Source organism: Candidatus Binataceae bacterium (genome assembly GCA_035294265.1).
Taxonomy (GTDB): Bacteria; Desulfobacterota; Binatia; order Binatales; family Binataceae; genus DATGLK01.
This window is the reverse complement of record DATGLK010000095.1, coordinates 90,673-110,818: the sequence shown is the minus strand read 5'-3', so window position 1 is coordinate 110,818 and position 20,146 is coordinate 90,673. Positions and strand designations below refer to the sequence as shown.

At 59.7% G+C, this 20,146-nt stretch carries 18 protein-coding genes; 8 read left to right on the top strand and 10 right to left on the bottom strand.

All coding sequences use genetic code 11. The features are described 5' to 3' along the window. Positions 1–8 precede the first annotated feature (8 nt). Complete coding sequence (locus VKV28_15095; GenBank protein ID HLH78128.1) at positions 9–1,208, top strand: SGNH/GDSL hydrolase family protein; 1,200 nt, start codon at positions 9–11, stop codon at positions 1,206–1,208. Positions 1,209–1,218: 10 nt separating this feature from the next. On the opposite strand, the gene VKV28_15090 is transcribed toward VKV28_15095, so the two are convergent. Continuing rightward, positions 1,219–1,971: a Phenylacetic acid catabolic protein gene (locus tag VKV28_15090; GenBank protein HLH78127.1), complete on the bottom strand. Its 753-nt coding sequence runs from the start codon at positions 1,969–1,971 to the stop codon at positions 1,219–1,221. A gap of 108 nt (positions 1,972–2,079) precedes the next feature. Continuing rightward, a complete protein-coding gene (locus tag VKV28_15085; protein HLH78126.1) occupies positions 2,080–2,343 on the bottom strand; it encodes a heavy metal-associated domain-containing protein in 264 nt (87 codons plus the stop codon). A gap of 969 nt (positions 2,344–3,312) precedes the next feature. Between VKV28_15085 and VKV28_15080 the strand changes: the two genes are divergently transcribed. Genes VKV28_15080 through VKV28_15070 form a run of 3 tightly spaced genes read left to right on the top strand, consistent with a single transcriptional unit; the run spans position 3,313 to position 6,663 of the window. Continuing rightward, on the top strand, positions 3,313–3,966 hold the full coding sequence (locus VKV28_15080; protein HLH78125.1) for a hypothetical protein: 654 nt from the start codon (positions 3,313–3,315) through the stop codon (positions 3,964–3,966). Continuing rightward, positions 3,869–5,836: a copper resistance system multicopper oxidase gene (locus VKV28_15075; protein ID HLH78124.1), complete on the top strand. Its 1,968-nt coding sequence runs from the start codon at positions 3,869–3,871 to the stop codon at positions 5,834–5,836. Before VKV28_15080 ends, VKV28_15075 begins: the two co-directional genes overlap by 98 nt. Next, positions 5,833–6,663, top strand: coding sequence for a copper resistance protein B (locus VKV28_15070; GenBank protein HLH78123.1), 831 nt, complete (start codon positions 5,833–5,835; stop codon positions 6,661–6,663). The genes VKV28_15075 and VKV28_15070 overlap by 4 nt, the downstream gene beginning before the upstream one ends. A 448-nt stretch (positions 6,664–7,111) precedes the next feature. On the opposite strand, the gene VKV28_15065 is transcribed toward VKV28_15070, so the two are convergent. The 8 genes from VKV28_15065 to VKV28_15030 form a co-directional block, all read right to left on the bottom strand. Further along, positions 7,112–7,897 carry a transporter gene (locus VKV28_15065; GenBank protein HLH78122.1) on the bottom strand — a complete coding sequence of 262 codons (786 nt, stop codon included), beginning with the start codon at positions 7,895–7,897 and terminating at the stop codon, positions 7,112–7,114. 203 nt (positions 7,898–8,100) lie between these two features. Continuing rightward, positions 8,101–8,904: a sulfite exporter TauE/SafE family protein gene (locus VKV28_15060; protein ID HLH78121.1), complete on the bottom strand. Its 804-nt coding sequence runs from the start codon at positions 8,902–8,904 to the stop codon at positions 8,101–8,103. A 756-nt stretch (positions 8,905–9,660) separates the two neighbouring features. After that, a complete protein-coding gene (locus tag VKV28_15055; GenBank protein HLH78120.1) occupies positions 9,661–10,548 on the bottom strand; it encodes a DUF692 domain-containing protein in 888 nt (295 codons plus the stop codon). A 628-nt stretch (positions 10,549–11,176) separates the two neighbouring features. Next, positions 11,177–11,452, bottom strand: coding sequence for a hypothetical protein (locus tag VKV28_15050; protein ID HLH78119.1), 276 nt, complete (start codon positions 11,450–11,452; stop codon positions 11,177–11,179). Between the two features lie 175 nt (positions 11,453–11,627). Further along, the gene (locus VKV28_15045; GenBank protein HLH78118.1) at positions 11,628–12,422 is read right to left on the bottom strand and encodes a hypothetical protein; all 795 of its coding nucleotides are present in this window, start codon (positions 12,420–12,422) and stop codon (positions 11,628–11,630) included. 9 nt (positions 12,423–12,431) lie between these two features. Beyond that, complete coding sequence (locus VKV28_15040; protein ID HLH78117.1) at positions 12,432–12,773, bottom strand: heavy metal-associated domain-containing protein; 342 nt, start codon at positions 12,771–12,773, stop codon at positions 12,432–12,434. A 136-nt stretch (positions 12,774–12,909) separates the two neighbouring features. Beyond that, the gene (merA, locus tag VKV28_15035) at positions 12,910–14,331 is read right to left on the bottom strand and encodes a mercury(II) reductase (protein HLH78116.1); all 1,422 of its coding nucleotides are present in this window, start codon (positions 14,329–14,331) and stop codon (positions 12,910–12,912) included. A 21-nt stretch (positions 14,332–14,352) separates the two neighbouring features. Then, positions 14,353–14,970: a heavy metal-associated domain-containing protein gene (locus tag VKV28_15030; protein HLH78115.1), complete on the bottom strand. Its 618-nt coding sequence runs from the start codon at positions 14,968–14,970 to the stop codon at positions 14,353–14,355. Positions 14,971–15,353: 383 nt separating this feature from the next. Between VKV28_15030 and VKV28_15025 the strand changes: the two genes are divergently transcribed. The 4 genes from VKV28_15025 to merA (VKV28_15010) all read left to right on the top strand — a co-directional run bounded on the left by VKV28_15025 (position 15,354) and on the right by merA (VKV28_15010) (position 20,100). Next, positions 15,354–15,617: a helix-turn-helix domain-containing protein gene (locus tag VKV28_15025; protein ID HLH78114.1), complete on the top strand. Its 264-nt coding sequence runs from the start codon at positions 15,354–15,356 to the stop codon at positions 15,615–15,617. A gap of 220 nt (positions 15,618–15,837) precedes the next feature. Beyond that, complete coding sequence (locus VKV28_15020; protein ID HLH78113.1) at positions 15,838–16,419, top strand: sigma-70 family RNA polymerase sigma factor; 582 nt, start codon at positions 15,838–15,840, stop codon at positions 16,417–16,419. Beyond that, entirely contained in the window at positions 16,412–17,308 is an 897-nt protein-coding gene (locus VKV28_15015) for a hypothetical protein (GenBank protein ID HLH78112.1), read from the top strand. Before VKV28_15020 ends, VKV28_15015 begins: the two co-directional genes overlap by 8 nt. 1,367 nt (positions 17,309–18,675) lie before the next feature. Continuing rightward, a complete protein-coding gene (gene merA / locus VKV28_15010) occupies positions 18,676–20,100 on the top strand; it encodes a mercury(II) reductase (GenBank protein HLH78111.1) in 1,425 nt (474 codons plus the stop codon). The last annotated feature ends 46 nt before the right edge of the window (positions 20,101–20,146 follow it).

Genomic DNA, 20,146 nt, shown 5'->3' with positions numbered 1-20,146 from the left:
TTGAATCAATGCTGCGTAGGATAGCCGCCAATCTGCTCTTAGTCGTGTTCGGTCTGGTTGTGGGCTTGGCCGTGGCCGAGGCTGCGGTGCGGATGCTAGGGCTGGGGCGGCCGGGCTTTTTCGTTTACAATCGCGCAACCGGTTGGAGCCTGCGCCCGGGCGCCAGTGGCTGGCAGAGCGAGGAGGGCCGCGCCTGGGTTGCGATCAACAACGCTGGGATGCGCGACCGCGAGCATGCTTTGCAAAAGCCACCGGGCACGCTGCGCATCGCGGTCTTGGGCGACTCCTTCACCGAAGCTCAGCAGGTGCCCCAGGCAGATACCTTCTGCGCCCTGCTCCAACCCGACTTGAAAAACTGCCCGGCGCTCCATGGACGCACGGTAGAAACCCTCAACTTCGGCTGCGATAGCTATGGCACCGGCCAGGAGTTGATGACCCTGCGCACGCAGGTGTGGCGCTACCACCCCGACGTAGTGGTGCTAGCCTTTTGCACCGGGAACGACGTGCGCAACGATTCCGCCATCCTGGAGGGTGACAAATGCCAGCCCTTCTTTACACTGGATGATGACGAGCTGGTTCCCACCGGCGATTTTTCCAACTCGGCGGTCTTTCGGGCTCAATGCGCCGCCCGCTTCGATTCGCAGGGCTCGGCTCTGCTCAACTTGCTCGGCGACGTGCGCAGCCGCCTGCGCGCGCGCTACCGGATGTGGCGAGCGGCGGCCTCTGCCCCTCACCCTATGGGCTCGGAACTGGGCCTGGACGATACCACCTACAGTCCACCCGCAACCCCGCACTGGCGCGATGCCTGGGCGGTGGCCGAGCAGGAGGTGGCGGAAATCAATCGCGAGGTCAAAGGCCACGGCGCCCGCTTCCTGCTGGTTACTTTGAGCAACGGGATACAGGTCTATCCCGACGCTGCCGTGCGCGCCGCATACATGCAGCGTATGGGCGTAGCTAATTTATTCTATCCCGAGCAGCGGCTGGCAGCGCTGGGCCAGCGCGAGGGGTTTGAGGTCCTCAACCTGGCCCCCGCGATGCAGCAGTATGCTGATCACAGCCATACCTTTCTGCACGGTTTCAGCAATACCAAGATGGGCTTCGGTCACTGGAACGAGGCTGGCCATCGACTGGCCGCCCAACTAATCGCCCAGCGTCTGTGCACAATCCTCAACGAGGCTCAAGTCAAAGCCGCGTCGCCCGCGCCCTGAACGGGTGGGCTCAGGCCAGTGTGTAGGGATAAGCGGCGCTCAGGCGCGGCAGCTCCAGGCCAAACTGCGTCAGGCGGCGCTGCATGATCGAGGCGAACAGGCCGGCCAGCTCCTGATTGTCCTTTTGCTTGAGGCCAAAGCGCAGGCAGTCGAAAGTGAAGCCCGTCCCGGGCGGGCCAAAGAAGTTGATTGCCATCGGCCACCAGCGGCGCAGCGCCTGGGCCACCGAGGGGATCCCGAAGCGATCCACCGCCTGGGTCAGTACACGAGCGCCAAAGACGTCATGTTCGGCCTCTTCCTCCAAGATTAGGTCGGCGGCGCGAGCATGCGGAGCGTAGCTGGATTCGCGATAGTTGATCCCAATCATCAGCAGCCCGGTTAGATCCAGGCTGAGGCTGCCCATCAAAAGGTCAAGGTCGCCAGCCGCCTGTTGGGCAAAGTAGCGAGGCGCATCGAAGGAGGGCGCGCGGCGCAACACAATCACCGCGCGATCGGCGTGCGCGCGATCGACCCCCAAATCGGCCAGCAAGCCGTAAATCAAGGCGGCATGCTCACCCTCTTCGCGCAGATTTTTCTCCGCCTCCGCCCGCAATTCCGGATCTTCCAGCGTACCGCTTACGCGCTGGTAGCCTTCGGCGGTGAGCTGCTCGGCGAGCGCATGCGCGGCCAGCAAGCGAATGAGAACTCTGGCGTAATGTGGTTCGATCCGGCCGAGGTCTGCCACCTCCAACGCGCGCGGTGCAAACTGTGGCTGGATGGGCATGGACGTCATCGCTCCAACGTTGGCTTATTATAGCATCCTGCCGCGTCAGCCCGACCCTTCAGAGATTTCGGCCGCGCAAGCGCTAGCTAGTCGGGCAGGATGGCGCTCTTACTTTGTGGCTGACAGCGCCGTGGCCTGGAACCCGGCCTTTCTGACCGCGCTGACCAATTGGTCTGGCTTGACGGCATCGTCCGCGATCACATCGGCGCGGGCGGTCTTGTAATCGACTTTGGCGCTTTTGACGCCCGGCACCGACTTGAGCGCGGCCGCTACTGACCCCGCGCACATCGAGCATTGCATCCCCTTGACCTGAAGCGGGCAAACTTTTTCGCCGGCCAGCGCCCGGCCGGTCATTCCGGCCATGACGATCATCACCGCCACAATCGCGATCCTGCTCGCCAAGACGAATCTTCCAGCCATAACCTCGCCTCCTTCGATTCTCAACCAGCGTAGCACAGTGTCAGGCTTAGCCGACGCCAACCGATAGTGCGTTCGACCTTCGGCGCTCCGGTTAACCAACGTATGCATAGAACCAATTGATTGCGCCCGTTGCAACTTGGCGCTGAAACCAATTTCGGGAGGCTCCGCCTAGGTCATTGCGGCTGGCCTGCCTTTGGAGGCTGGATCGGGAACGGAGGGACAGTGTTCGGTCCCGTGCGGCTTTAAATTCAGAGCGGAAATTCCAACCCACGGTCGCGAGGAGCGCTCCCGCCGCGGGCAGCCGCGCGGCTACCCCAAGCCAATTCCGCTCTCGAGTATGGTCACCGACGGACAGACTGCCCAGGTCTACCGACTCCCAAACGGTCGTCCGCCAGGCCGCCCTCCCCCGATTGGGCTTACGAACCACCACGGCAACCTCGGCTTCATCTATGCAACGCCGGACAGCATCTGCATCCAACCAGGCAAGAACCAGGTCAACGGGCGTGCTGATCCGACCTCGTGCGGCTGGGTTTCTCGACTCCGAGGGCAGCACGTAAACGGGTTACGCGTTGAAGCTCGCCAAACAACCGCCAACACTCCGTAGTCGAGTAAGGTGCGCTGCCGTTAAGTTCTGTGTTTGCTGATGGGTCAGTCCAGTGCCGCCTATGATAGCCAGAAAGTTTCTGAAGTTTTTGCCTTTAACAGGTTGCGGAAAAGCGATCTTTTCTCACTTAAAATGTTGTAACTTGGCTGCGGTCGTTGTAGGAGGAGAAGGCGGGGATGCGTGGGACGGACCGTCAGTAGTCTTCGATGTTCTGCTACATATCGGCAGAGCGGCGGGTGCCCAGGGATCATCCTTTGCGGGCGATTCGCAGCATGGTCGATGCCGCGCTGCGCGAGTTGTGACCGCGGTTCGACGAGATGTACGCGAAAGAGGGACCGCCTTCGATCGCGCCGGAGGAGCTGCTGCGTGGACTGCTTTTACAGCTGCTCTTGGCCAGGCAGGCTCGCGCACAAGGCCTGATCTCGGCCGAGCACTTCACCGTGGATGGCACTCTGATCGAGGCCTGGGCCGGGCACCAGAGCTTTCAGCGCAAGCATGGTGGGCCGACGCCTCCGCCGGACATTCCGGGTAGTCCCGGCATCGACTTCTGCGGCGAAACGGCGTTCCAATGCGACCCATCAATCGACCGCGACCCGCAAGCTCGGCTGTACAAGAAGTTTGCAGGGCAGGAAGCCAGGCTCTGCTATCTCGGCCACTTGCTAATGGAGAATCGCAACGGCCCGGTGGTGAACGCTCGGCTAACTGAGGCCGATGGTCACGCCGAACGGCGCTCGACGTTGGCAATAGTGGAGGAGATTCCCGGCTTTAGGTGCGTCGCGCTAGGAGCGGACAAGGGTTACGACGCCAAGGAGTTTTGTGCGCGAACTGCACGATCATCGGATCACACGGCACCGCAATTCGATCTGACCACGTTTGCCTCGGACGAAATTCGGCGTCGGCGGGTGCGAACACAAGCCCGCCCTCACGCTGGTTGCTCAATCGAGATTGGAGGTCCGTCTGACGTCATTTGACACTATTAGCGACGGACTCCTGTCGGCGTCCCGCGGAAGCCGCGATCGGGTTTCCCGAGGAATCACCCGCCGGCGCTTCGTTCAAGGAGTGCTCGCCGGCGGAGTGATCGCGAGCCTGGACCTGTCAAGATTGCCCGCCCTGGCACAGAAAACCGCCAGCGGGCCACCGTTGCTTTCCGGCAACAGCTTCGATCTCGTTGTCGAGCAAACCCCGGTGAATTTCACTGGTCGTCCGTCTGTTGCCACTGCGGTCAACGGTTTCGTACCGGGGCCAATACTGCGCATGCGGGAAGGCGACACGGTAACCATCTCGGTCGCGAACCACCTACCGGTCGACACGTCGATTCATTGGCACGGCTTCCGGATACCATCGGACATGGATGGCGTCCCCGGTCTAAGCTTTGCGGGAATCGCGCGAAACGAAACCTTCGTTTACCGCTTCCCAGTCAAGCAGCACGGCACCTACTGGTACCACAGCCACAGCCGCTTTCAGGAGCAAACCGGACTATACGGCGGGATCATTATAGATCCTCAGGTCGAGGATCCGATCGAGTACGACCGCGAGTACGTGATCCTGCTCTCGGACTGGACGGATGAAGACCCTGAGGCCGTCTTCAGCAATCTCAAGCAGCAGAGCGACTACTACAATTACCATCAGCGCACCGTCGGCACCTTTTTCTCCGATGTTCGCAAAGAAGGTCTCCGCGCGACGATATCAGACCGCCTGATGTGGGGCCGCATGAACATGAACCCCACGGATATTTTGGACGTGAGCGGAGCGACTTACACGTACCTGATAAACGGACAGCCGCCAGCCGCCAACTGGACGGCACTTTTTCAGCCGCGCGAGCGCGTGCGGCTGCGCTTCATCAACGGCTCCTCGATGACCATCTTTGACGTGCGGATCCCGGGCTTGCCGATGACGGTGGTGCAAACCGATGGCAATGATATCGAGCCGGTCATCGTCGACGAATTCAGAATCTCCGTCGCCGAAACGTACGACGTGATCGTGCAGCCCCCAGATGCGTCGGCCTTCACGATCTTCGCGCAGTCGGAGGATCGCACCGGCTACGCGCGCGCAACGCTGACGCCGCGACGCGGCTTGACCGCTCCGGTGCCACCAATGGATCCCCGCCCGCTGCTCACGATGGTGGACATGGGGCTGGGAAACATGTCGGGCATGGCGATGGGCGACAGGCCTAGGATGAAGATGGAGGCCAAACCACCCTCGACGCCGTCGGCAGTGGGAACAGTCAATGCTAGGCGCGACGGCTATGGGGAGGTGCCCTTCCCGCAGCCGAGCCCTAACACGACCCGTCCGTCGGTCCCGGCGATCGCTGGAAAGCCGACACCGCCCAAGCCAATTACGCTGCGTGAGGGTCCACAAGTGGACAACGTCGCGATGAGGCCGACGGAGCGGCTCGCCGAGCCTGGGAACGGACTGGATGACAACGGTCGTCGCGTACTGACCTATGCTGACTTGCGCGCCCGTTACCGCGGGACCGATCTGCGGCCCCCCAATCGCGAGATCGAGCTGCATCTAACCGGCAACATGGAACGGTTCATCTGGGGGTTCAACGGCGAGAAATTCTCCAGCGCCGAGCCGATCAGGTTGAAGCTGGGAGAACGGGTACGCATCATCCTCGTAAACGACACCATGATGGAGCATCCGATCCATCTCCACGGGCTCTGGAGTGAGCTGGAAAACGGCAACGGCGAGTGGCGCCCTTACAAACACACGATCAATGTCAAGCCGGGCGAACGGCTTAGCTATTTGGTCAGCGCCGACACGCCGGGTAAGTGGGCTTATCACTGCCACCTGCTCTATCACATGGAGGCTGGCATGTTCCGCACGGTGATCGTGTCATGAGGACGACGACAGCCGGGCGAGAGAGCACCGCGGAATTCGATTCGGCTTCGGCATCTGCCTTGATGCTCATCCTCGTCCTTGTCGGTTTGATTGCTTTAGCGCCTTCGGTCACGAATGCGCAATCGACCGCCACAACCACTCAAAATTCCGGCGTTACAAGTCCGGAAGAAGAGGAACCTCCGGTGATGGACAATCAGATTTTCGGACATATCCTCTTCGATCAGCTCGAAGGGCGCACTAACGGTCCAGACAATGAATTTCGTTGGGATGGCGAGGGTTGGATCGGGACGGACATGAACAAACTGTGGTTCAAATCCGAAGGCTTTGCTGAACACGGCGTAGCCACCGATGGCGACACCGAGGCGCTCTATGACCGACCGATACCCTATCTCAGATACTTCGATTTCCAGGCCGGAGTTCGTTACGACCTTGACTCAAATCCTGGAATGACGTGGGGCGCGGTCGGAATCGAGGGACTGGCTCCGTATTTTTTCGAATTCGCGCCGACCTTCTACTTCAGCGACCGGGGCCGCTTCGCCGGAAAAGTCACCGGATGGTACGACCTGCTGCTCACCAATCGGCTGATTATGCAGCCCGAGTTCGAAGTCAATTTCTACAACACAAATGATCCGAGTCGCGGTATCGGTTCGGGGCTCTCGGATCTCGATACGGGAGTGCGCATCCGTTACGAAATTAGCCGCAAGTTCGCGCCCTACATCGGCTTCGCTTACACCCAGACATTCGGCGAGACTGCTCGGTTTACGCGCGAAGAAGGCGGAATCGTCAACGATCCTCGCTTCATCTTCGGCACACGCGTTTGGTATTAGAGAGCCTCTCTCCAATACGACATTTTATTGCAGAAATCCTCACTACAGACGGAGTCGCGGTTTTAATCAGCGCCATCGTATGGATCGCGGTGATGCCACGTCTTGACTGGGGCGCGGATTAGAAGCGTCGTGTTCAGGCCTTCGGCTTTTCGCTGAACGAGATCAAGAACTTCGGGAGCTACAACCAGATTCGAAACTCGAAGCAAGCCCGTGCGGGCGCAAGCCGAGGAAAAGATCAGAAGCCTCGACGAAAAAATAGAAGCTGGCTACGAAGAAGACTCTAACGCGCCTGATGGCGACTTGTGCGAAGGGCGGTACGATCGATACGTTTCCGATTCTGGATGGTCTCGAACTGGAAGACCGGCCAGCAGGCAAACCCAGCTAGGAGCATGGACGGCGCAAAGGACGCGTGGCGAGCGAACTGATGGAACCTTTATCGGAAGGGGGGTCAGGGCAACGAGAGGTTCAAGCGCAGGCAGACAAACACAGCATAGTCCGGCGACGGAGCGCTGCCGTTGGGGGCTTCGAGCGCCGGCAGTTGTGCCGCGGCCTTCAACGCGTAGCGCTCGGTAACATACTGGACTCCTGGATCCAAAAACCAGAGCAAACCGCCGGAATCCGGATCGGCGCGTCCGTTGACCCGGTTCTTACCTTGTCCGAAGAAGTTGCTGTCGAGCGTCGCGTAGATGAAGCCTGGGTTGCCGGCTCCGATTTGAAAGGGCCACAGACGGTACTGAACTGATCCGTCGGCGAACACTTGGTTACCGAAACGGAAGTGTCCAGCCGTGGTGTTAATGCGATAGCCGGCGTCCGCATCGAACTCCCAATCCAGCGTCTGCCAGACGAGCGTCAGGCCGAACAACGGATCCCACGTTCCCGATCCCGGCTGGAGCGGGCGCGGAATTTTGCTGAACCCTGTATCGCTTATCACCGTGGGCGTTTTGAGGCCCGCGATAGGCGCGATGCGGAGTGCGGATTCCGCGTGCTCGAAGCCGATCAGCGTATACCGCGCCAGGAACAGCGTGTCGCCGAAGCCGTTAGATCCGGAGCTCGTATGAGTCCCGTTGGACGCGGTTTGAGCGAGTGACTTGTGCACGAACCACGGTATCAGCGCGAACAGTTGGAGCTTCGGCGTAACGCCGTATCCGATATCGAGGGTCTCGCCCAGCGAAAACCCATGTCCCTGTTGGATGGCGGAATTCGCAGTAGCACCAGCCGGGTTGGTGATGTCCAATAGGAACAAACCCCCGATGGTAACCGGAAGCGTGGTGAAGAACGTAATTGGTCCGGCGGTCGCAAGGGGCGGTCCCGCCGCAGCCAGTGGCGCAAACCAAACCGTAATGGTCGCTAGAATTGCGAGAGTTCGAGCGACGCCATGAACAATCTGTAGCAGGTGAATCCGACGCGGCCCGTGAACGCCGTGGATCAATGGTCCTTTCACCCGTGAGGTCCAGCGTAAGCGCGAGCTAAGGTTAGGATGCCGACCGCGAACACCACGGCGCTGAAGTAGAGCCGAGCATGCCGCTCGGAAGGCAAGCGTTGCGCGAGCCGCGGTCCGAGCTGGCCGCCCAAGACCACGGCTGGCGCGGCCCACAACATGATGACGCCAAGCTGCGGCAGATCGCGGCGAAGATCGCTAACGAAGCTGGGTCTTAGGCGGCCGATGGTTGCGGCAAGGCTTGTGAAGAATATGATCATCACCAGCGAGCCGATTGCCATTGCTGGCGCGCGGATGGAGCGATGACGCATTACGACCGGCATGGCGAGAATTCCGACCCCAATCGAGATTAGTCCCGTGAGTCCGCCGCCTATGAGCGCAAACGGATACGAAATGGATTGGCGGCGCTCCACCGGGACAAGGCCGCGCAGCGTGAGCGTGGCGATCGTTGCGCCGTAGACGAGCAGGAAAACGCCGAACAGGCCGACCAAGAGTTTCTCGTTGACGAGTCCCGCGAGCCATCCGCCGAGCAGCGCGGCGGGCAGGCTCGCGGCCAGATAGCGGCGAACTAAGGGACCGTCGTAGCTGTGGTCCCGCCAGTTCCGGTAAACGCCGCTGCCGAAGCCAAACAGCATCGTAAGGAGCCCGAGCCAGAAAGCGATCGGAACACTGAGCCGAAGCCAGAGCAGATAGACCGGCACCCATAGGCTGGCGCCGGACACCCCGGCCGACATTGCGAGCGCCGCGATAATGATGCCTATAGGTAGCAGGAACCAGAAGTGTAACAAGGCAGGGCTCATCATTGCAGCGAAAACGTGCTCGGAAGGTCGCGGCTGAATCGTGTTACTCGGATACTGTGTTTTCTGTCTGGTCCTGGTCCGAAGCAGGCCATCGCGCAACCAACGCGCGAGCATTGCACTGATGTGTCTTACCGCGCCGGCTCCCAACAATGGCGCAACAGCTTCGTAGACAGCTCCAAAGGCTGCCTCTTCCCGGACTAGGCCCGGGCGCTATCCGTTCGACCGATTCGATTCCAAACGCCGGCGATACACTTCGTTATCATCCCGCCAGACCAGAATCGTCATCCGGCGCCTTTCCGGGATTGCGGTCTGTTTGCCCTTGCCTGTCAGCTCCAGTTTTCATCATCCGGCCACAACGATTCTCGATTGCGAGTGGCGCATCCAATGGGAAACCTCCAGCATCGTTCGTTCCAGCCGCGCGAGGTCGCCCAGAAAAAGCCATCGCGTGATCTCCGAATAGCGAGCGATGAAATCCAGGCGGAAACTAGCGACTCCACAGAGCGAATGGACTGTCTGATGGATGTGCGGTCAGTTGCGCAGCGACCAGCGTGCGCAACCGTTTCTCGCCGATCACCGCCAAGGTGACGTGGTAATCCTCCCGTAAGGCGTCCCAAAAGCCCGCCGAAGTCGGCAGGTTACTAAATCTGCAGCCGCTCGACCGATCCGAGGCGAGCGTCTCCATGAACAATCTTCTCGATCTTCTCTCGGGAGCGAACGAGCCCCTATGAAGTTGGCCGTTCGCTCCTTCTGAGGAGGTTGTCAAGCGCGCGATAAGACCCCGCGCTCAAAGCCAGATCCATCGCCACCTTCCGTTTCCGCCGCCATCACGTTCCACGCGCGATCGCGCGCCTCTTTGGCGGCGTCGGCCAGCACGCCGAACTCAGGGATGTTGTCGTCCCACTCAATCAACGTCGAAGTCGCCCCGAAACGACGTACGGCCAATTCGTAGAGCCGCCACACTTCCTCCCGGATCGGATGATCGTGGGTGTCAAGCAGATAGGTGCCGTGGTCGCTGTGGCCGGCCATATGGAACTGAACCACGCGGTTGGGCGGTACCGAATCGATGTAAAGGACCGGGTCGAATCCGTGGTTAAAGGCGTTGACGTAGACATTGTTGATATCGAGCAGGATGCCGCAATTGGCCTCTTCGGCCACCGCGCTCAGAAACTCCCATTCCTGCATGGTCGAGCATCGAAACGTCATATAGCTGGACACATTCTCGATAAGGATCTCCTGGTCCAAACAGTCCTGAACCTGGCGGATGCGGCCGGCAACATGACGGACAACCTCTTCCGTGTACGGCAGCGGCAGGAGATCGTGGAGGTTGCGCCCGCCGATTTCCGTCCAGCATAGATGGTCGGAGATCCAGAACGGCTTGAACCGGTGGGTCATTGTCCGCAACGTGGCGAGGTAATTGCGATTTAACGGACCCGCCGAGCCAATCGAGAGCGACACGCCATGCATCACGACCGGATAGTCGCTGCGGACTCTTTCCAGCACCGTAAGCGGCAGGCCACCGGCGACCATGAAGTTTTCCGTGATGATCTCGAACCAATCGACCGCGGGTCGATGCTCCGTTACGTGGCTATAGTGTTCGCGGCGCAGGCCGACGCCATAGCCCAAGTCTGAAAATCGTTCACGGAACACCGCCGCAGCTCACTTAATACTGTTTGTCGCCTTTTGGGACGCAGGGTCTTTGGTAGCCAGGGAGTTTTCTGAAGTCCTTGCCTTTAACTCAAGGGCGCGCGTTGAGATCGGGGTGTGGTTATACGGGTCGGCTTCGAGCGCCTTCTTAATAGCCAATGAGATTCCCGAGGCATCAAGCCTACGGTTCAACGCGCAAATTGCGATGACTGACGGACTTCCGTCGTCTGTTGTTGTCTGCCATCCGTCTGTTTTGAGGGCCTGCGTCACGCGCGCCCGGCAGGAAAGTCATGTAAACCTGGGTGATTTGGCAAGCAGTAGCCGCTCGTTGACCTCCGCGACTTCGACCACTCTTCGTGACGCCAGTTTGTCGTTCGCAAATAAGCGGCCAAGCGAGCCGTCGGGGTGGCCTGCCGCCTCCTTCATAGTGTTTCGCAAGGATTGCTGACACTGCGCTTCTTCCCCTGCGGCTAGCGACGCCGGCTCGTAGCGCACAACTGCAACGGCCAGTGTTGCGGCTATAGCAAGCGGAGCAATCACGGAGATTGTCACCCTTAGACCGTTGCTCGTCATGCTTTGGAAGCCGACTCTGCGGTAGATCCTCATCGGGCTCATTATGGGTTGGCCTCAGCTACATCTTCATCGACTCGGGATGGCCGCCCTTTTCCCGACACTCCTTGGCATTCGAGGTCAGGATAAAGCCTTGCCCCTTGCAAGAGTTCTGGCCCGGTCCGGCGCTGGTCGCGGTCTTACAAGAGCTCTGCCCCTTGCAGCTATTGGCGCCTACACACTTGACCTTGGCTTGCGACGCCGTGCTACCCGAGCCGGCCGCCAGAACAGGCTGAGCCGCAAACATCAGACCGACGGCTGCGGCAAGCATGATTCCTGTGGTTCGTACCTGTTTCATTGTTCTCCTCGCTCCGCTTGTGGGAATGGGTTTTGGACAAGCGTTAGGGGGTGTTTGAGCCAATCCGGGCGCCAAACAGTTTTCTGACCAGCCCGCTCTCGGCCGCGACAATCTGCGGATGCCGTTGGAACCAGCAGCTTGCGGCCTCTTCCGACCGGAAGAGATTGTTGACTCCTCAGCCACCGCCGCGCAGATACCACGTTGTCTCCGGCGTAACCTCGGTCAATTCTCCGGAATCCAGGGCGATGCCGATGGGTTCATGCGTCCACGCGCAGGCGTCGTTCAGGATGGCACGCTCACGCGTATAATCGCTGGCTTGGGCAAGGCTCCGTCCCCTGGCGGAGGCGGCACGAATCGCCGCTGTCATCTTTTTGCTTATCCCATCGGTAATTTCCGGCAGGTGTTTGCAACTGAGGTGCTCCAATACACGTTGGCGAGTCGGCGGATGCGTCATGATGAAGAAGTCGGTCGCACAATTGGTATTGAAGCGCTCGCCGCGGTCGGTCAGCACCACTTCATGGAAGTTAAGTCCGATGCCGTTAACTACGCGGGCTTGGCCCGGAGCCAGTTTGTAGCCGTCCGTGTCATGCTCCAAGAATCCAACCCATTCAAGGGCCTCAAGTGCTTGCGGAATACCCCCACGGGACCAGTCCATTGCGGCCGTGCCAAGACTCTCGGGATCGGGAATCAACGCAAGAGACGGTGCGGCTCGCAGGATAAGGCGCGCGAAGAGCTTCTCATCATTGGTGAGTACATATGCCGACAGATCCCACCGCATCAGCGCCGCGGCTCGTTTATCCTGCCGCAAGAGATCGGCTATGCGCAGCCGCCTTTTATGAGAAAATGGCACTCTCACCCGCTCCATCGCTTGGTCGATGGTCGTGCAGCGCAGAAGGTCCATCCAGTCATCGTAAAGAATCTGGAGAACGCGAGCTTCCTCGCTTTCTAGCAGTGAATCGACGGTGCGCAAGTTCGTCTCCTACCGCTTGCAGCAAGAATCCTTCGCCTGAGCTTGGGGCATCGCCGGCAGGGGAACGGCCTCAAAGCCGGCCTTTTTAACCGCGCCCAGTAGAGTGGCAGGCTGGACCGTATCGTCCACGACGACATCGGCGCGGGCCGAGCTGTAATCGACCTTTGCGCTTTTGACGCCAGGTACGGCTTTCAGCGCGGCCTCGATTGCGCCCGCGCACATCGCGCACTGCATCCCCTTGATTTGCAGCGGGCAAGTCTTGTCGCCGGCCAGAGCCACGCCGCGTCCGCCCAACGCGATCAAGCTCATGACGCTCAGCGCCAATATCCCAATCGTAATCCTTTTGCTCATAAAAGCTTCCTCTCTCGGCCGCACTCGCGGCGCATTCGTAGGCGAACAGGAGGGCCCGGCAACGGGGGCAAAGCACGGTTGCGCGTACGCAAGCCTTCGAGCGAATCAATTGCCGATCATGGGCTAAATCTGTTGTTTATGTCGCGCAGCAACTTAGCTTGGTCACATCCTTGTTGAACGATAAGGCCGCGATCTTGAATGCCTCGGCCAGGGTCGGATAAACGAAAGTGGTGCGCAGCAAGTCGCCGACCGTGAGTCCCTGCTGAACTGCCAGCACGCCGATATGGATCAGATCCGCGGCCTCGGCCGCCACCAAATGCGCGCCGAGGATCCGATAGTTGCGACCATCCACGACCAACTTCAAAAGGCCGCGCGTGTCACGCACGGCGGCGGCCTTGGGCACGTGCGCGAAAGGTAGTTTGGCGGCCAAAATGTTGCGCCCAGAAGATCTCGCGTCGCGCTCGCGCAGGCCCACCGAGGCGACCTGCGGTGAGGTGAAGATCGCGTGGGGCACGTGGCTCAGGTCGATTCTTTTACGAGCGCCCGCGAGCGCGTTTTCGGCGGCGATCCCGCCCTCCATCGCCGAGACCGTGACCAGCATCATTTGGCCGGTGACGTCGCCCGCTGCCCAGATGTTTTTCGCACTGGTCCTGAGTTGGTCGTCAACGACTACAGCTCCGCGCTCGTCATGCCGGACGCCGGCTTTGTCTAGCCCGAGGTCGCGGGTGTTGGGTTTAAGGCCGGCGGCAAGCAGCAGTCGCTCGCCATAGAAATCCACCGACTTGCTACCGATCAGGGCTTCGATTCGCACACCGCCCTCGACCGGTTCAACCCGCGTCACCTTGACCGAAGTGAGAACCTGAAGCCCTTCTTCTGTCAGATAGGCCTTTAGTGCCTCGGAGATCTCCCCGTCCTCCAGTGGCGCGATATACGGCAGAGCTTCGAGAATCGTTACCTTGCTCCCGAAGCGCGAATACATCTGGCCAAGCTCAAGGCCGATCGGCCCCCCGCCGATCACCAGGAGCGATTTCGGGAGCTGCTTGAGGTCGAGAGCTTCCTTGTACGTAAGAATGGGTGTCTTTTCCAGTCCAGGTATTGGCAGCCGCGTCACGGACGCCCCAGTCGCGATGACAAAATGATCGGCGGTGACCTTCCGGTCGCCGACACTTACTTCATTGGCAGAAACGAACGCCGCCGGGCGGGACACAAACTTGATCTGCGGAAAGGCCTCCAGGACGTCCCAATATTTGGCCTTGCGCAGCCCCTCGACGAGGTCATCCTTCTGAGCAATGACTTGAGCGAAATTCGCCGCTTCCTTGCCCTGGGGCAAACCGGCGAATCCATTCCTGTAGTAGTCGTAATACCGCTCGGCGGCATAGAGCAGGTTCTTGCTCGGCACGCATCCGCGATTTACGCAAGTACCGCCGATAACACCCTCTTCGGCGACGCCGACGCGCGCACCAAGCTCGGCCGCGCGAATCGCCGCGGCGAACGCCGCCGAGCCACCGCCGAGGACGAACAAGTCGAAGTCACCCTTGGCTTTCCTTTCCAACAACATGCTACCTCTCCGACAGAGCGTTCAGTCCGCAACCTTGGCGTCGTATCCCACGGACTTTACCGCGCTCACCAACTGAGCGGCGGTCGCCTTGGCAGGGTCATATTCGACGGTAACCGTCTGATGGTGAAAATCCACCTGAGCGAAATGGACGCCGGGCACCTTATTCAAGCTGTGCTCGATCTCTGGCACGCATGCGTAACACTCCATTCCTGTGACCGCGAGAACCGCGCGCGGGTAGTTGACTCTAGCGGTGGTGGAAGCGCCGCTGGCGCGGATGGTTGCGCTCTGCGCAAATGTGGTCTGCATCGGCGAACTGGGAGGCAACAGATGACTCACCAATGCCGAACCTGCAAAAAGCACAACCAGAACGGTGGCGACCGAAAGCGCGACGAGCGTACGCCGCTCGCCCTTTATGGTCGAACCCAATGCATATACGCGTCGTCGCTCGTGCATAAAATACAACCAGGCGGCGATGACCACTAGGACACCCCCCAGATCGAGCCACGGCTCGAACCGTCCGAAAAACGACCCGAGCCCGATGCTTCCCAGTCCGAGCCCGATTGCGAGCAGCGGGAAGAGACAGCAGGTCGAAGCCAGAATTACCGACAGCCACCCAAGCCTTTCAGGTTTTAAAGGCATTTCTTCTACTCCCTAACGATGCCTGGTTCATCCGCTAAGAACGGGGATGAGGCCTGAAGGTTACATACCGGATAGAGAGGAGGCCGCCAGGTCACAACATTCGCTCTGGAAGAGGATTCGTGCGCGCAAACGCGGGCGCTGTGGCGATCGTCTGAAGGCGCACTGCAATAAGGTCTTTGGCGCGGGCAAAGCGGTCGCGTGCGACCAAACGGGGCAACTTCATTTTGAGCTTGGGTCTAATCGGCTGCTTTACTGACCCAGCCAGCCGGCTTGAACTCAGGTGACCAAATCACCGGGCAGCGCAGAGCAGCGACTATAGGCCATGGCCTGTAACTTTCAAGCGACTATTCCGTTTTGATTTTAGGCAAGCAGCAAGAAGACTTATGTGTCGTAATCATGAGTATGAAAAGGTGCCCCGGCCTGCCTTGCGCACACGCCCCGTCTATCCAAGCGATAAGAACGAAATCCTCACCGTGAAAATGCTGGCGGATTATTTGCGCTGCCATATCAGCACGGTCTATCGCCTGATCAAGCATCGTGAGCTACCGGCGTTCAGGTTGGGCTCCGACTGGCGGTTTTATCGCCCCGCGGTTGACCGGTGGATTAATGCCAAGACCACGCGTACCGGAGCCCATGGACGTAGCTGAGCAGGCACAGCTCTGCCTCTCCAAAGCATGGCGACGAAGGCACTCCCCAGTCTGTGCTTTGCTAATGTTATCTAAGCTTAGATTTGTCTTGCTGCGATTTGCCGTTAACGTAATGTTCCGAGGCTGACTACGGATCTTTAAGCGAAACAAGTGCAGTTTTTGAACTGCGGTAACTTTCGCCGGGCAGGCCCGTTATAAGGGGTGCAGGAGCGGAGGGAGCGTGCGGAACGATGAGGACTTGATGCTCGCATACGCCGGCGGAGATGGCCGCGCTTTCGACGAGCTCTTCAAGAGATATGGCACCAGGCTGTTCAACTTTCTGCTCCGTGCAAGCGGGGATCGCGCGATGGCGGAGGATCTCTTTCAAGCCACGTTCCTGCGCCTGCACCAGGCGCGAAAGAACTATGTTGCGGGAACTTTCAAGGCCTTTCTGTTCACTATCGCGGCCAACCTGCTGAGAGACGAAAAGAGCCGGGTTGAACACCGGCGGCAAACGACCATGGACCAGGAAGCAATCGACGTGATTCCGGCAGACCATCGGATCGTGGATACCGATCCGATGGCTCTGACCGAGGCCACCGAAACCAGCAGGGTGCTACAAGCGGCAATTTTGCGACTGCCGCAGGGCCTGCGGGAGGTGCTGCTGCTCAGCCGATATCAAGGGCTCAACGGGCGTGAAATTGCCTTGGCGCTTGGCATTTCCGAAGGAGCGGTGAAGGTGCGGCTTTTCCGCGCGCTGGCGCAACTCCGCGCCGCCCTTTGCGCTCCAGACAAAGCTGCGGGTCAATCTGGCAATGAATAGCTGCGAACAGACTCAAACCGAACTGGCCAACGCGTTGGCCGATGGCAATCTTCAGATGCCGGCGAAACTTCAGGTCCATCTGCGCGGATGCGCTAATTGCCGCCAGGCGTGGCAAGAGATGAAGCTTACCTGGCGCGCGCTGGGCGGGCTTTCCGAAGAGGAGGTCCCCGCGAGGCTTTTGGAAACAACCCGTACGCGGGTTCTGGACGAGCTGGAGCGAGAACAGGCGAACCTCGAGAGCGCCCGGATGGGCAAATCGACGCTCGTGAGCGTGACAATGGGGCTGGTCTTTTCAGTTGCCTCAGTCTGGGTTCTTGGGCAAAAGAGCGATTTGACGGTCTTCTCACCGCAAGTGCTGCTGAGCATGGGTGCGGCGTGGGCTGCCTTGTACGCCGCTGCGGTGCTTTTGGCGATGCGCGGCGGCGGAGTGCCGCGCTATGGCATTGCCGCGCGATGGGTCGGTATCGCGGGGTTGCTGGCGATGGGGCTTTCGCTGGCATTGACCAGATCTTGCTCGATCGGCCAGGCGTTGGATTACTGCCAGATGAGTCCAGGCGTGCGCCACCTCTTCGCAGGCGTGCAAAGCCAGACCTTGTACTTTCTGCTCGGGAGCCTTTATTCGCTGGCTCCGCTTCTGATTGCCACCGCGATCGTTGGTATCAAGGCGCCGAGGCACCCCGTCGTGCTGGGCCTGATGGCTGCCGGGGTATTTGTCCTCCTAACTCTGCCGGCGATTGTACTCCAGTGTGGGGCGTTCTCGGTGGGCATAAGCCTGAGCTGGATTTTCGGCTCGGTTGTTGGCTCGCTTGCTGGCGGCTCGGTCGGTTCACTGGCCGGAGCCGTGCTCTATCGTCACTTACTTCAAGTCGGCGTTAGTCGCGAGGCGTAACCGGAGCGACAGGCCGCCGAGCGATAGATCGATTGTGAGATGATTATATGAGATACGCAATTTCGGTCATGTCGGCGTCATTTTCGGTGTTGCTTGCGTCAACTGCGTTGGCCGATCCCTGCGGCGACGCAATTTGTTCGCTTGCAGGTTACGCGGGGTCGTCTTTGGGAACTGGCGGCATTCTCAGCATACTGGCCTTAGGCGCCGCTGTTCTGGGCGTGTGGCTGTATCGTCGCCGCGATCGAGTCGATAACGAAGCGGCACCGAAACAACCTCACAACCTGAAGGTCTGATTCCAGCGAGCCGCTGACCATGGCCACTCAGCTCGAAAACGGCAACGCACTTGCAGCTGCTGAACGGCGGATACGCCGCGAGCGTTGTGCGTTGTGCGGCGGGCGAGACCTTGAAGGCGGACTTGGCTGCCTGCTTCGTGACGGAGTTTGCGAGCCGCCAGCTCACTGCCGCACTTGTTATTACCAGTGGTGGCTTGAAGGGACTGGAGTTGACCCGTGATACCGCCGGTGACGCTGGCAAAATGGGGTCCGCTCGGAGCGGTCGTGGCAGCGGCATGTTGTCTTGGCGCATCGTGGCTCACAGGCATCCTCACTACCGTTGGAGTGGGGTTTCTTGTTCACTACGTTTTTCTCGCTCCATTCCTGGCTGTGTGCCTGAGCTTCGCACTCGTAGGTTCGTGGCGTTATTCCTGCGAGAGCCACTCGAAGACGCACCTCTGGATAAGCCTAACCGGCGCCGTACTGCTGGTGGTCGGTCTGGTCTTTGACCAACGCGCAGCCTACGCAGGGATGGCGTTGCTGATAGCGGCGTCGTTTTACACTCAGCTCAACATTGAACACACGCGCCACCACGCGCCCGGCACGCCCTGACCGTGCCGATTCCCGCACCCACAGTCCGAGTTTGACGGTCTTATGGGAGAGGACGCTTGAAATCGTTTCATGCTGAAAAATGGGGACCGCTTGGAGCGATCTTTGCTTCAGCTTGCTGTCTCGGCTTCTCTTGGCTGATAGAGCTGGTCAGTGCAATCGGCGCGGGCTTTATAATCCGCGACTCGATCCTACTTCCGCTCCTGATCATTTTCCTGGCATTCACCGTGTGGGGCTTGTGGCGTTCGTTCCAGCGCCATCACCGTCCCTATGCGCTATGGATTGGCGTGGCTGGCGCGATATTGCTGGTGGCGGGAATGTTCTTTTCGCATCCCCTCGCCTATCCGGGGATTGCCCTGCTCATAGCGGCACCCTTGGTCGACTTGGCCCTTCAAACGAGGCGGGAGTGGGCAGCATAGGACAGCCGGCGCGCGCTCGTATCTCTTCACTGGAACTGCGCTCTTAGCTGAAAAGGATTTTAGACTTATGGAAAGGCGACGCTTCGATTTGGTCATTTTAGGTTCGGGGGCAACTGCTTTTGCCGCGGCCATCCGTGCCGCGGAACTCGGCAAGACCGCTGCGATGACGGAAAACCGCACCCTCGGCGGTACTTGTGTCAATCGCGGATGCCTCCCGTCGAAAAACCTGATCGCGGCGGCGAGCATCATTTATGAAGCGCAACATCCGCGCTATCCGGGAATTAAGTCGGCGCGGCTTAAGGTCAACTTTGCGGAATTGGTTGGCCAGAAAGACGAGGTGATCGCCTACTATCGCGAGAAGAAATACCAGAGCATCGTCGGCGATCGCATAAGCGTATACGAAGGAATGGCGCGGTTTATCGATCGCAACGCCGTTCAGGTGGGCGATGTTCGCTTGGAAGCGGAACGCTTTCTGGTGGCGACGGGATCACGGCCTTTCATTCCACCGCTAGAGGGCCTCGACGAGGTTCCGTTCATGACCAGCGATCTGCTGACTAGCCACGAAACCATGGAACTCAAGGAGCAGCCGGAGTCGCTCACGATTGTGGGTGGCGGCTATATCGCGCTCGAATTGGGGCAATTCTTTCACCGGCTTGGCACGCGAGTGACCATCCTCGAACCAAGCGAGCGAATCCTGCCCAACCATGAACCTGAAGTCGGTGTTACGCTCGGCGAGGTTCTGCGCGAGGAAGGAATCACGCTCCTGACCGGGACCAAGGCGGTGGCGGTCCGTAGAGATCGCGAAGGTGTCTTGGTTGAGATAGCTGGAAATGCTTCAAGCGCCCTGCACTCGTCGCACTTGCTTGTTGCCACGGGCCGAGTTCCTAATACTGAAGGGCTGGGCTTAGACGTGGCGGGAGTGGGCACCGACCAGCGCGCTGCGATCATTGTCAACGACGAGTTGGAGACGACGGCTGCGCACGTTTGGGCCGCCGGGGATGTAGTCGGCTCTAACACGGAGAGCCAGATGGCGACGCCGGTAGGAGCCCAGGATGGTGGTATCGCGGCGCTTAACGCGCTCGGTGGGGCGCATCGCAAGGTTGACCATCGGGTGATCCCGCGCGCCATCTTCACCGACCCCGAGGTAGCCGTGGTCGGACTGACCGACAAGGAAGCGGTCGAGCGAGGTTATCGATGCGCCTGCCGTACCGTCGATATGGAGCAAGTGCCACGTGCGCAGGCGGTGCGCAATCCGCGCGGCGTTATCAAGATGGTCGCCGAGCGCGACAGCGGCAAGGTTCTGGGCGTCTCGATGCTGGGCATGGACGCGGCGGAAGTAATCCACGAAGCCGCGATGGGAATCCGCTTTGGGGCGAAGGTCGAGGACTTCGTTGGCATGCTGCACATCTATCCAACCATGTCCGAGGCGCTGAAGATCGTCGCATTATCGTTTACCAAAGACATAACTAAACTTAGCTGTTGCGCCGAATAATTCGGCCCAGCTCCCTGGCCTTCGTCAGCCGGCTCGATTTACGGCC

Excerpts from the sequence above, each read along its gene's own strand:
- VKV28_15095 (HLH78128.1), top strand. The coding sequence starts at position 9 with ATGCTGCGTAGGATAGCCGCCAATCTGCTCTTAGTCGTGTTCGGTCTG.
- VKV28_15080 (HLH78125.1), top strand. The coding sequence starts at position 3,313 with ATGTACGCGAAAGAGGGACCGCCTTCGATCGCGCCGGAGGAGCTGCTG.
- VKV28_15030 (HLH78115.1), bottom strand. The coding sequence starts at position 14,970 with ATGCCTTTAAAACCTGAAAGGCTTGGGTGGCTGTCGGTAATTCTGGCT.
- VKV28_15070 (HLH78123.1), top strand. The coding sequence starts at position 5,833 with ATGAGGACGACGACAGCCGGGCGAGAGAGCACCGCGGAATTCGATTCG.
- VKV28_15040 (HLH78117.1), bottom strand. The coding sequence starts at position 12,773 with ATGAGCAAAAGGATTACGATTGGGATATTGGCGCTGAGCGTCATGAGC.
- VKV28_15025 (HLH78114.1), top strand. The coding sequence starts at position 15,354 with ATGTGTCGTAATCATGAGTATGAAAAGGTGCCCCGGCCTGCCTTGCGC.
- VKV28_15050 (HLH78119.1), bottom strand. The coding sequence starts at position 11,452 with ATGAAACAGGTACGAACCACAGGAATCATGCTTGCCGCAGCCGTCGGT.
- VKV28_15090 (HLH78127.1), bottom strand. The coding sequence starts at position 1,971 with ATGCCCATCCAGCCACAGTTTGCACCGCGCGCGTTGGAGGTGGCAGAC.
- VKV28_15085 (HLH78126.1), bottom strand. The coding sequence starts at position 2,343 with ATGATCGTCATGGCCGGAATGACCGGCCGGGCGCTGGCCGGCGAAAAA.
- merA (HLH78111.1), top strand. The coding sequence starts at position 18,676 with ATGGAAAGGCGACGCTTCGATTTGGTCATTTTAGGTTCGGGGGCAACT.
- merA (HLH78116.1), bottom strand. The coding sequence starts at position 14,331 with ATGTTGTTGGAAAGGAAAGCCAAGGGTGACTTCGACTTGTTCGTCCTC.
- VKV28_15015 (HLH78112.1), top strand. The coding sequence starts at position 16,412 with ATGAATAGCTGCGAACAGACTCAAACCGAACTGGCCAACGCGTTGGCC.
- VKV28_15060 (HLH78121.1), bottom strand. The coding sequence starts at position 8,904 with ATGATGAGCCCTGCCTTGTTACACTTCTGGTTCCTGCTACCTATAGGC.